This window comes from Rothia sp. HMSC069D01 (genome assembly GCF_001810135.1).
Classification (GTDB): Bacteria; Actinomycetota; Actinomycetes; order Actinomycetales; family Micrococcaceae; genus Rothia.
In genome coordinates this window covers 434852-447071 of record NZ_KV800108.1, presented here as the reverse complement: position 1 = coordinate 447071, position 12220 = coordinate 434852, and the positions used below count along the sequence as shown (strand labels likewise).

At 60.2% G+C, this 12220-nt stretch carries 10 protein-coding genes; 6 read left to right on the top strand and 4 right to left on the bottom strand.

All coding sequences use genetic code 11. The features are described 5' to 3' along the window. Positions 1-69: 69 nt before the first annotated feature. From tal to HMPREF2710_RS06305, 4 genes are all read right to left on the bottom strand, one after another. Entirely contained in the window at positions 70-1170 is a 1101-nt protein-coding gene (tal, locus tag HMPREF2710_RS06320) for a transaldolase (protein ID WP_070506337.1), read from the bottom strand. Positions 1171-1342: 172 nt separating this feature from the next. Continuing rightward, positions 1343-3445, bottom strand: a complete 2103-nt coding sequence (tkt, locus tag HMPREF2710_RS06315) for a transketolase (protein ID WP_070506334.1) — start codon at positions 3443-3445, stop codon at positions 1343-1345. A 701-nt stretch (positions 3446-4146) separates the two neighbouring features. Then, complete coding sequence (locus HMPREF2710_RS06310; protein WP_070543469.1) at positions 4147-5097, bottom strand: ABC transporter permease; 951 nt, start codon at positions 5095-5097, stop codon at positions 4147-4149. Then, positions 5094-6227 (bottom strand): ABC transporter ATP-binding protein, encoded by a 1134-nt coding sequence (locus HMPREF2710_RS06305; protein ID WP_070543471.1) that lies wholly within the window; start codon positions 6225-6227, stop codon positions 5094-5096. Before HMPREF2710_RS06305 ends, HMPREF2710_RS06310 begins: the two co-directional genes overlap by 4 nt. Before the next feature lie 177 nt (positions 6228-6404). Between HMPREF2710_RS06305 and HMPREF2710_RS06300 the strand changes: the two genes are divergently transcribed. The 6 genes from HMPREF2710_RS06300 (at position 6405) to HMPREF2710_RS06275 (ending at position 12149) form a co-directional block, all read left to right on the top strand. Beyond that, the gene (locus HMPREF2710_RS06300) at positions 6405-7259 is read left to right on the top strand and encodes a helix-turn-helix transcriptional regulator (RefSeq protein ID WP_049337648.1); all 855 of its coding nucleotides are present in this window, start codon (positions 6405-6407) and stop codon (positions 7257-7259) included. Positions 7260-7456: 197 nt separating this feature from the next. Next, positions 7457-8914 carry a Fe-S cluster assembly protein SufB gene (gene sufB, locus HMPREF2710_RS06295; RefSeq protein WP_049337647.1) on the top strand — a complete coding sequence of 486 codons (1458 nt, stop codon included), beginning with the start codon at positions 7457-7459 and terminating at the stop codon, positions 8912-8914. Next, positions 8914-10188 (top strand): Fe-S cluster assembly protein SufD, encoded by a 1275-nt coding sequence (sufD, locus tag HMPREF2710_RS06290; RefSeq protein ID WP_049337646.1) that lies wholly within the window; start codon positions 8914-8916, stop codon positions 10186-10188. Before sufB ends, sufD begins: the two co-directional genes overlap by 1 nt. A 19-nt stretch (positions 10189-10207) precedes the next feature. Then, positions 10208-10966 (top strand): Fe-S cluster assembly ATPase SufC, encoded by a 759-nt coding sequence (sufC, locus tag HMPREF2710_RS06285; protein WP_005509109.1) that lies wholly within the window; start codon positions 10208-10210, stop codon positions 10964-10966. A 40-nt stretch (positions 10967-11006) separates the two neighbouring features. Then, a complete protein-coding gene (locus tag HMPREF2710_RS06280) occupies positions 11007-11336 on the top strand; it encodes a metal-sulfur cluster assembly factor (protein ID WP_012903572.1) in 330 nt (109 codons plus the stop codon). A 234-nt stretch (positions 11337-11570) separates the two neighbouring features. Beyond that, the gene (locus tag HMPREF2710_RS06275) at positions 11571-12149 is read left to right on the top strand and encodes an Ltp family lipoprotein (protein ID WP_049347590.1); all 579 of its coding nucleotides are present in this window, start codon (positions 11571-11573) and stop codon (positions 12147-12149) included. Positions 12150-12220: the final 71 nt, after the last annotated feature.

Sequence of the window (12220 nt, the reverse complement as noted above, 5' to 3'; positions counted from 1 at the left end):
GCGCATCGGGCGGTGCACACCGACAGTGTTTAGTGCCACGCTATATTTTCGATGGCTACTGGGGTGCGGCTACTTGGCCTGCTCGAGTGCTTCGCGGACGGTCTGCAGCAGCTCTTCCCAGGAGACGTCGAACTTGGACAGGCCCTCAACCTCGAGCTTTTCCACGACCTCCGGGTAGGAGACGTGAACGGAGATAGCGTCCAGAACGTTGTTGGACTCGGAGTAGTTCGGCACGATGGTGTTGCCGGTAACCTCGCCGTGATCGGCAACAGCGTTCAGGGTTGCCTCGGGCATGGTGTTCACGGTGTTGGGTGCGACCAGGCCGGTGACGTACAGGGTGTCCGGCAGCGAGGGGTCCTTCACACCGGTGGATGCCCACAGCGGGCGCTGTACGTTTGCGCCGTGTGCCTGCAGGCGTGCCCAACGCTCGGAGGAGAACATTTCCTCGAACACCTCGTAGGCGAGGCGTGCGTTTGCCAGGCCTGCCTTGCCCTTGAGCTGCACAGCGTCGCCGCCGGCAGCTTCGAGGCGTGCATCGATTTCGGTGTCTACGCGGGAGACGAAGAAGGATGCGACCGAGTGGATGGTGGACAGGTCCTTGCCGTTCTCCAGCGCCTGCTCCAGGCCGAGCATGTAGGCGTTGATGACCTCGCGGTAGCGGGTCAGGGAGAAGATCAGGGTCACGTTCACGCTGATGCCAGCAGCCAGGGTCTCTGCGATAGGGCGCAGACCTTCCTGGGTTGCGGGGATCTTAATCATGACGTTTTCGCGGCCTACACGCTCGTAGAGTTCACGTGCCATCTTGGCGGTGCCTTCGGCGTCGCGTGCCAGGCGGGGGTCAACCTCGATGGAGACGCGGCCGTCAAAACCGTTGGATGCCTTGTAAACGGGTGCGAACACATCGCAGGCTGCGCGTACGTCGTCGCAGGTTGCGGCGAAGACTGCCTCTTCAACGCTTGCGCCAGCGGCGGCAAGTTCACGCATCTGCTCAGCGTATGCGGCACCCTTGGAGAGCGCGCCAGCGAAGATGGTGGGGTTGGTGGTCACACCGACGACGTTGTGGGTCTTGATGAGTTCGGCGAGGTTGCCGCTGGTCAGACGCTCACGGGAGAGGTCGTCAAGCCAGATGGAGACACCGGCGTCGGAAAGCTTCTGAGTGGACTCAGACATGTGAAAACCTTCGATTCTTTGTCGAAATTGAAATTTGAGATATCAGTGAAAACTACTGGGCGGCGGGAGGCTCCGGCTGAGCGGTCAGCCGGAGCCTCCCCGTTGCGTCCGCGCCCCACACGTACAAGGGGGAGCGCAGTGTGCGCGGCAGTTACCGCGGCGTTGTTATTGCCTACTTAGCGGCGGCGATGGATTCCTTAGCGGCAGCCACGACAGCCTCCGCGGTGATACCGAATTCGCGGTACAGGGTCTTCGCATCGGCGGATGCGCCGAAGTGCTCGATGGATACGGCGCGGCCGGCGGTGCCGAGCAGGTCGTACCAGCTCATTGCCAGGCCAGCTTCGATGGAGACGCGGGCTGCAACCGAGGAGGGCAGAACCGACTCGCGGTACTCTGCGTCCTGCTCAGCGAACCACTCACGTGAAGGCATGGAAACCACGCGAGCCGCGATGCCCTGCTCTGCGAGGGTTGCGCGAGCCTGAACAGCGAGCTCAACCTCGGAACCGGTAGCGATCAGGATGACGTCCGGGGTGCCCTCGGTGTCAGCCATGATGTAGCCGCCGCGTGCGGTGCCCTCAGCGGAAGCGAACTTCTCGCCCTCAGCGTCTGCGTGCACGTCTTCACGAGCCCAGACGGGCAGGTTCTGGCGGGAGAGCACGATACCTGCGGGGCGGTCGAACTTCTCCAGGATGGTGCGCCATGCGACGGCGGTTTCGTTAGCGTCCGCGGGGCGAACCACGTCGAAGCCGGGGATGGCGCGCAGGGCGGAGAGGTGCTCGATCGGCTGGTGGGTGGGGCCGTCTTCGCCCACGCCGATGGAGTCGTGGGTCCACACGTACACTGAGGGAACGCCCATCAGTGCGGAGAGGCGAACGGCCGGGCGCTGGTAGTCGGAGAACACGAAGAAGGTGCCCGAGAATGCGCGGGTGGGGGAGGAGAGCACAATACCGTTAACGATTGCTGCGGCAGCATGCTCACGAATACCGAAGTGCAGCACGCGGCCGTAGGGGTTACCGGTCCAGTCTTCGGTGGTTCGCGATGCCGGGTTGAAGGACTCTGCCCCCTTGATGGTGGTCAGGTTCGAGCCGGCGAGGTCAGCGGAGCCGCCCCACAGTTCGGGGAAGGTGTCAGCAATAGCGTTGATGACGGTGCCGGATGCCGCGCGGGTTGCCACGGAGGTGCCAGCCTCGAACACGGGGAAAGCAGCCTTGTAGTCCGCGGGCAGTTCGCCTGCAACGAGGCGCTTGTACAGTTCGGCGCGCTCGGGGTTAGCCTTAGCCCATGCCTCGAACTTCTCGTCCCATGCCTTGTGTGCCGCAGCGCCGCGCTCGCGCAGCTGACGGGTGTGTGCCAGCACGTTCTCCTCGATGAAGAAGCTCTTGGCGGGGTCGAAGCCGAGCAGTTCCTTGGTTGCGGCTACCTCATCGGCGCCGAGCTTGGAGCCGTGTACTGCGCCGGTGTTCTGCTTGGTGGGGGCGGGGTAGCCGATGATGGTGCGCAGCTCAATGAAGGAAGGCTTGTCGGTGACAGCCTTCGCGCGCTCAATAGCGGCGTACAGTTCTGCGACGTCCTCAACGTAGTCGCCGGTGCGGGTCCAGTCCACGCGCTGAACATCCCAACCGTAGGACTCGTAGCGCTTTGCTACGTCCTCGGTGAAGGCAACGTCGGTGTCTTCCTCAATGGAGATGTGGTTGCGGTCCCAGACGACAATCAGGTTGCCGAGCTCCTGGTGGCCCGCAAGCGCGCTGGCTTCGGCGGTCACGCCCTCCTGCACGTCACCTTCGGAGGCGATGACGTAGACGTGGTGGTCGAAGGGGGAGGTGCCCGGTGCTGCTTCGGGGTCGAACATGCCGCGCATACGACGCTGTGCGTAGGCGAAACCAACGGCGGAGGCCAGGCCCTGGCCGAGCGGGCCGGTGGTGATTTCTACGCCCTTGGTGTGCTTGTATTCGGGGTGGCCGGGGGTGAGGGCACCCCAGGTGCGCAGGGCTTCCAGGTCGCTCATTTCGAGGCCGTAGCCGCCGAGGAACAGCTGAGTGTACAGGGTGAGGGAGGTGTGGCCGGGGGAGAGGATGAAGCGGTCACGGCCTTCCCAGCGGTCGTCGGAGGGATCCTGGTTCATGACCTTCTGGAAGAGCAGGTAGGCGACCGGCGCCAGGCTCATTGCGGTGCCGGGGTGGCCGGATCCGACCTTTTCTACGGCGTCTGCGGCGAGGATACGTGCGGTATCTACGGCGCGCTGGTCGGTTTCTGTCCACTGGAAGTTCTCTGCCACGTGGGTGTCCTTTCACAACGTGAGTGGATGCGCCAGCAGGCTTGTGCTAGCGCGCTGTCCGTCGGGTGTAACGTGCCTTCGGTGGCGCTTATTCCCGCGCCGGTAGGCACCCGGGTAGGTGCGGGGCACACGGGGTGCTGTGCGCGGGGCGTCCGGAGAGTTGTTTCGACCCTTTCGTTTTAACAGGATAGTTCACTGGGCGGAAGTATCCGGTGTGTGAATGCAGACATTCACAGGGTGATACGGGGCTGAGATGGAGAAAAAGCGACGCTACAACGCGGGCTCCGCGGATTTCGCGGTGCACGTTTGAGCTGTGTTTCTGAGCTATGCGCTGAATATTGTTCAGTAACGTAACAATTTTTGTGTAAGTGGTGAAGCTCATGTTAAGGTTGAGCAGGAAGGTTGCAGACCGAAACAGTGGTTGGGTCGGTCTGCATCTCGGTGATTGAAGCCCCTCCTCCGCGTAAGAACCGTCGATTATCTTACTGTGGTGGTGAGATAAAAGGTTCTGGAGGAGAGTGCTTTCTTTTAGTCTCTGACCGTGCACTTTGTGCGTGGTTGAGACTAAAGGTTTGTGTTATATGTATGGGCGCCGGATATGATCGGAACATATCCGGCGCCCGTCTTTTAATTTGCGATGAGAAGAAGCTCTGTCTGCTCTTGCACTGTCTGCGCTTGCGCTGTCTGTATTTGCGCTGCCTCTAGTCGGACCACTTGAACTTACGTGAGGCAACAAACCCAATGACCACGGTCCACACAATGAGGACCCAGTGCGGTTCGGCAAGCCACTGATGCTGAATGAAGTTGCCGCGCAGCGCGTCGCCCAGAGCCGCCGAGGGCGACCACGCCACAACCCCGGCGTACCAGTCAGGGAAGGACTTCAGCGGGAACACCACGCCGCCGGCACCGGCAAGAATCACCCAGGCGATATTCACGATGGCGAGGGTCGCCTCCGCACGCACCGTACCGGCGATGAGCAGGCCCAGCGCCGTAAATGCGCCAGCACCCATGATCATCGTGATGATGGAGCGGGAGACGGCGATAGCGTCCGGGCGCCACCCCAGGCCGTACCCCAGAACCGCCACCAGGGTGAACTGAATCGCCACGACCACCAGCACCGCAATGCACTTGCCCATAATCAGGCCGTTACGGCCCAGGGGAGTGGTCGCCAGGAACCGCAGCACGCCGTAGCGGCGATCAAAACCGGTGGCAATGCCCTGGCCGGACAGCGCCGTAGAAATCACGCAGAGCGCCAGAACGCCGGGGACCGCCGCGTCCATGCGGGAGACCCCGACCGAGTTCGCGTACTCATCAATCAGACCGGTGAACCGCAACGCAATAAGCGCCATGACGGGAAAAATAATGTTGAGCATCAGCTGCTCGCCGTTGCGGAGCATCGCCATGGTCTCGTAGCGGCCCTGCTCGATCACGCGCACGAGCGGGTAGTTCGCGCGCGGGGGAATGTACTCCTCGTCTTCGTCAATAGAAGAGACCCTGGGGCGAGTGTCTACGGCGGAGCGGGTGTTCGCGGTGCGTTCTTCCATTCGGTTCCCTTCCGCTTGGTTCTCTTTTGCTCGGCTCTCTTCTGCAGGCTTTTCTTTTACTTGGTTTTCTGCTGCCCGGTTATTGTTAGTGCGTGCGGTGTTGCTCATCGGATATCACGTCCTGAAATGTCGAGGAAGACATCCTCAAGAGTCTTCGGTTCCATGGTGAGGGAAATCGGCATGAGGTAACGCTCGGCGAGCGCTGAGGTGAATGCCGCCAGATGCTCGGGACGCAGTGCGCCGACCAGCTCATACGCGCCGGGTACGGAGGGTGCACCGTCACGAGCCGGGGTGTAGGGCACCTTCTCGATGAGCTCCACACCGGCACGCAGATGCGCGGGCAGCAGCTGCTCACGGGTGGGGGTGGGTGCATCCAGGGTGTACTGCAGGCGGTTCGTGCCGTCGCTGGCGATGAGCTCGGAGACGGTACCTTCTTGAACCGTGGTGCCGTTTTCAATGATGTAGACGTAGTCGGCGAGCTTCTGCGCGTCGTCAATCAGGTGCGTGGTGAGCACGATTGCGGTTCCGAGTTCACGCTGTTCACGAATAATGTCGAAGACAACGTTGCGGGATTGCGGATCCAGACCTGCGGAGGGCTCGTCGAGGAAGAGCACGTCCGGGCGGCCAATGAGGGCGGCGGCGAGAGAGACGCGCTGCTTCTGACCACCCGAGAGGCGGCGAATCGTGGTGCCGTTGAAAGCGTCAATGCCCAGGCGTTCTGCGAGCTCTTCGACCGGGTACGGGTCGGTGTACATGGTCGAAATATGCTCGAGCAGCGGGATGGGGTGCATGGCGTTGGGCAGGCCGCCGTCCTGGAGCATAATGCCGACCTTGGCGCGTAGCTCCGGGTCCGCCTGCAGCGGGTTTTCTCCGAGCAGGCGCACGGTACCGCGGGTTGGCTTGAGCAGGCCCTGAGCGCAGGCGAGGGTCGTGGTTTTGCCAGCGCCATTAGCACCGAGCAGGACGACCACTTCACCGGGGAAGACGCGCAGGTTGACCTTGTTGACGGCGCGGTAGAGCCCGCTGGCGGTGAGCCGTTCGGGGTATTTGGTGCGGAAGGCGCGTGAGGGCTTGAACTCTTTGATGAGGTCTTTAATGCTGAGCGCCGGTTCTTCGGCGATGATGCGTCGTCGTGCGGTGGGGGAGGCGCTGGGCTCCGTGTGGTGCTCAGCGTGTGCCGTTGACACGGCGGATGCACGCCCCGGGTGGTCCTGCTGGCCCGCGGTGGTGGTCTCCATAGACAGTCACTTTCGATTTTTTCGATGATGAGCGTGTGTGTGCCCCCTTCATCTTATGCCCTAACTCACGTCTAAGGCACGCTCGTTACGACCCAAAAGTTCGCTTTAAGGTAGAAAAGCTAGCAAGTAGGGGTACCTAACTAGCCAAAGAAAAACTAATTAGGACATACTTTATTTGTGTATTCCGTGAATAAGACCCCTCAGCGCGCCTCAATGAACGAGGCGCAGACCCGAAACGGCACCCGAACTGCCGCCTCGGGCTCTACTGGTGCTTCCAGTACAAAGTCCTCCGCGGCACGCACATCCAAGCGCAAAGCCGAGGCAGAAGAACGCACCAGGGACCGCGTCCTACGCGAAGTCCTTAACAATGGCCCCGTATCTGCAGCAACCCTCGGTGAGCTCCTCAGCCTCACCCCCGCAGCGGTACGCCGCCACCTCGACGCCCTCGAATCCAACAACATGATCGAGGTCGCACCCATCAAAAAGCACGGCGCCGGAGCTGGACGACCCGCCCGCCGCTACGTGATCGCCCCCCAGGGCCACGAACGCCTCGGCAACGACTACCTAATCATTGCCCGCAATGCCCTGCAAATGCTCCGCGACACGGTCGGCCAGGAAGCCCTCGAAGCTTTCGCCTCCGCCCGCGCCGCAGACATGGAAGCCCGCTACCGCCCCGTCGTAGAAGCCGCCGGTGACGATGTGGCAGCCCGAGCGCAGGCGCTCGCAGAGGCAATGAGCAAGGACGGTTTCGTGGCGACCGCTCAGGTCACCGCACCTCCTGCAGGACGAACCGTTCCCGAGCATTTCCTTGCAAGTATTCAGCTCTGTCAGGGTCACTGCCCGGTGCGCGACCTTGCTGGAGACTTCCAAGTGTTCTGCGAGCAGGAAACCGGGATTATTTCTGACCTGCTCGGCGTTGATGTCCGTAGGCTTTCAACCATGGCTTCGGGTGCTCACGTGTGTACCACGCACGTGCCCCTGAACCGTATCACCGCCGAGAGCGAGAAGAACGCAGAAGAACCTTCCGCGTAACGCTTACCGCAGTACGCAGCGGCGCACCCCGATGCCCCCCTCAAGGGTGCGACCCGCACGCTGAAACCCGCCCGCAACCACACCACGTACACCGCATCACGCATTGTGGTTGAGTGCGGCATCAGCCCCCTCAACTACCGCGCCTGCAACCGGCAGGTGGCGGCGAGAAATGTAATAACCATCGAAGAAAGGCCGTAATGACTGAGAAAGTTGGGCAGAACGCCAACGACACCGTCATTTCAGAGATCCTGGAGATGAACCCCGAACTCGAGGGCATTGGCAACTACGAGTACGGTTGGGCAGACTCCGACGAAGCAGGCCAGGTAGCAAAGCGCGGCCTGGACGAGAACGTCGTGCGCGACATCTCTGCAAAGAAGAACGAACCCCAGTGGATGCTGGACATGCGTCTGAAGGCGCTGAAGTTCTTCGAGCGTAAGCCCATGCCCACCTGGGGCGCGGATCTTTCCGAAATTGACTTCGACAACATCAAGTACTTCGTGCGTTCGACCGAGGGTCAGGCGACCTCTTGGGAGGAACTGCCCGAGGACATCCGCACCACCTACGAGCGCCTGGGCATTCCCGAGGCGGAGCGTAACTCCCTCGTCGCGGGTGTGGCTGCACAGTACGAGTCTGAGGTCGTGTACCACCAGATCCGTGAGGACCTGGAGCAGCAGGGCGTGATCTTCGTCGACACCGACACCGGTCTGCGCGAATACCCCGAACTGTTCAAGGAATACTTCGGCTCCATCATCCCGATTGGTGACAACAAGTTCTCCGCGCTGAACACCGCCGTATGGTCCGGTGGCTCCTTCGTGTACGTTCCCCCGGGAGTCCACGTGGAGATCCCGCTGCAGGCGTACTTCCGCATTAACACCGAGAACATGGGCCAGTTCGAACGCACCCTGATCATCGCGGACGAAGGCTCCTACGTTCACTACATTGAGGGCTGCACCGCCCCCATCTACAAGTCCGACTCCCTGCACTCCGCAGTGGTTGAGATTGTGCTGAAGAAGAACGCACGCGTTCGCTACACCACCATCCAGAACTGGTCGAACAACGTCTACAACCTGGTGACCAAGCGTGCGGTTGCGCACGAGGGCGCCACCATGGAATGGGTGGACGGCAACATCGGCTCCAAGGTCACCCAGAAGTACCCGGCTGTTTACATGGTCGGCGAGCACGCTAAGGGTGAGACCCTGTCCATCGCATTCGCAGGTGAGGGTCAGCACCAGGACACCGGCTCGAAGATGGTTCACATTGCACCGAACACCTCCTCGACCATTGTGTCCAAGTCCGTGGCACGTAACGGTGGCCGTAGCGCATACCGCGGCCTGGTTCAGGTTCGTGAGGGCGCTAAGCACTCCAAGTCTTCCGTGGTTTGTGACGCACTGCTGGTGGACACCATCTCCCGCTCCGACACCTACCCCTACGTGGATGTCCGCGAGGACGATGTGACCATGGGTCACGAGGCGACCGTTTCCCGCGTCTCCGAGGACCAGCTGTTCTACCTGATGCAGCGCGGCCTGAGCGAAGAAGAAGCAATGGCGATGATCGTCCGCGGCTTCGTTGAGCCTATCGCCCGCGAGCTGCCGATGGAGTACGCACTCGAACTGAACCGCCTGATCGAACTTCAGATGGAAGGATCTGTGGGCTAATGCCGACCAACGAAGAAACCCTGGGTTACCACTCCCCGATCATCCCCGGCATGGACCAGGAGGGCGAGAAGCTCGCCACCGAGTTCGCCCACGATGACACCCTGTACCGTGCCACCGAGGCACACCACCAGGGCTCCAACCCGAACAACATCCAGAAGGTACTCGAAGCATCCCGTGCAGAGCGTAAGACCTCCTACAACGTGGAGGACTTCGCGCCCCTGACCGGTCGTGAAGAGGACTGGCGCTTCACCCCGCTGAAGCGTCTGGGTGGCCTGCACCTGGAGAAGCTGACCGGCACCGCACCGGCACCGCAGATCACTGCACCCGAGCAGGTTCAGGTTGAGACCGTCTCCCGTGAGGATGCACGCATCGGCTCCGCAGGTATCCCCGAGGACCGTGTGGCAGCGAACGCGTGGTCCAGCTTCACCGAAGCAACCGTGGTGACCATCCCCGCCGAAGCTGAACTGGCTGAGCACGTGGAAATCGACATCACCGGCACCGGCAACGAGGCAGCCGCGCAGCACATCGTGATTGAGGCTAAGCCCTTCTCGAAGGCTGTCGTGGTTCTACGCCACACCGGCTCCACCGTCCTGGCACAGAACGTTGAGTTCGTGGTGAACGACGAGGCTGAGCTGAACGTTGTTTCCGTGCAGCAGTGGGCTGACGACGCAATCCACGCCTCCGCACACTACGCTAAGCTGGGCCGCAACGCACGCTTCAAGCACGTTGTGGTGTCCCTCGGCGGCGACCTGGTGCGCGTGACCCCCTCCACTAAGTTCACCGCTCCCGGCGCTGAGACTGAAATGTACGGCCTGTACTTCGTAGACGCAGGTCAGCACATTGAGTCCCGCCTGTTCGTGGACCACTCCGTACCCAACTGCAAGTCCCGCGTGACCTACAAGGGCGCGCTGCAGGGTAAGGGTGCGCACTCCGTATGGGTTGGTGACGTTCTGATTGGTAAGGATGCAGAAGGCACCGACACCTACGAGCTGAACCGTAACCTGCTGCTGGAAGTTGGCCCCCGCGCTGACTCCGTGCCGAACCTGGAGATTGAGACCGGCCTGATTGAGGGCGCCGGCCACGCATCCACCACCGGCCAGCTCGATGAGCAGCACCTGTGGTACCTGCAGGCTCGCGGTATTCCGGAGGCTGAGGCACGCCGTCTGGTCGTGCGCGGCTTCCTGAATGAGATCATTCAGCAGATCCGTGTCCCCGAACTTGAAGAGCAGCTCACCGAGGCCCTTGAGGCAGAGCTCGCCCTCAGCAACAACTAAGCTTTACCAGGAGAAATCAATGTCTACTCTTGAAATCAAGGACCTTCACGTCTCGGTTATCCTCGACGACGAAACCACCAAGCCCATCCTGAAGGGCGTTAACCTGACCATCAACTCGGGCGAGATTCACGCAATCATGGGCCCGAACGGTTCCGGTAAGTCCACTCTGGCTTCCACCATTGCTGGCCACCCCAAGTACCAGGTTGATTCCGGTCAGATCCTGCTCGACGGTGAGGACATCACCGAGATGAGCGTGGACGAGCGTGCACGCGCAGGCCTGTTCCTGGCTATGCAGTACCCGGTTGAGATTCCCGGTGTGACCATGTCCAACTTCCTGCGTTCTGCTAAGACCGCTGTGGACGGCAAGGCTCCCTCCCTGCGTACCTGGACCAAGGACGTTAAGGAAGCCATGAAGAACCTGGAGATTGACCCCGACTTCATCGCACGTAACGTGAACGAGGGCTTCTCCGGTGGTGAGAAGAAGCGCCACGAGATTCTTCAGCTGGAGCTGCTCAAGCCCAAGTTCGGCATCCTGGACGAGACCGACTCCGGTCTGGACGTTGACGCACTGAAGATTGTGTCTGAGGGCGTGAACCGTGCGCACGAGGCTAACGACATGGGCGTCATGCTGATTACCCACTACACCCGCATTCTGCGCTACATCAAGCCGCAGTTCGTGCACGTGTTCGTGGACGGCAAGATGGTTGACCAGGGCGGCCCCGAGCTGGCTGACCGCCTGGAAGAAGAGGGCTACGTTTCTTACGTGGGTAAGAAGTAAGCTTCTTCTCCTTATCGGATTCTGATAGAAAGATAGAACTATGACTGAGACTGTGCAGGTTCGTGTTCCTCAGGAAGAAATTGAGGAAGCCCTCAAGGAGGTCATTGACCCGGAGCTCGGCGTCAATATTGTTGACCTTGGTCTGCTCTACGGTCTGCGCTGGGATGAGGATGGAACCCTCATTCTGGACCTGACTCTGACCACCGCGGCGTGCCCGCTGCAGGAGGTTATTGAGGAGCAGGTTCAGAGCAACCTGGAGAACCTGGTTGATTCTTGGCGTGTGAACTGGGTTTGGATGCCGCCGTGGGGCCCGGAGCGTATTACTGAGGACGGCCGCGATATGATGCGCGCGCTGGGCTTCAACATCTAAGCTCCTGACTCGCAGATAAGGTACCCGCCCGGTGCGGAAGGTGTATGCCTTCGGCACCGGGCGGGTATTTTTGTGCGATATCAGATATGTGAGCAGTGGATGCTTGTTCTGAGCAACGCCAATTTTTGCCACTTTGACAATGGGGGGGTCAAGTATATTTCCTTGTGAATCATACACTCACATCATATTTAGGCTCCTTATGCAATGGCTGCTTGAGGATGCCGAAAGGAAATCATGGCACAAAAGATTATTGCCGCTGACGGTTCTGTCTACGTTAAGAAGAAGCCTTTCTACCTCCGTTGGTGGTTTATCACTCTCGTTATTCTTGTTCTTCTTGGCGGTTGCGCTTCGATGATGGGCGGCGGCTCCAGCAAGTCTACGAGTGCGAGCGCTTCTTCATCTTCTGCAGCTGCTGATTCTTCTGCTGCTACTACTGAGGCTTCTCAGAAAACTGGTACTGAATCCTCTCCCGTAGCTGGGGCGGAATCCAACGCAAAGCAGAATGATAACAGCGTTCCCACTGAATATAAGTCTGCTTTGAAGAAGGCGGAGTCTTATTCTCGCACCATGCACATGTCCAAGCAGCGTATCTACGACCAGCTCACCAGTGAATTCGAAAAGTTCACTCCTGAAGCTGCTCAGTATGCTGTGGACAATATGAAGGCTGACTGGAACGCAAATGCCCTGGAGAGCGCAAAGAGCTACCAGAAGACGATGAACATGTCTCCTGAAGCAATCCGTTCTCAGCTGACTTCTTCCGTTGAAGGTTTCACCGAGGAAGAAGCTGATTACGCAGTCTCTCACCTGAGCTAATTCAATAGATGATTCATAGAAGCCGCCCGGCATGGAACACAATCCATACCGGGCGGCTTCTATTTTCGGTT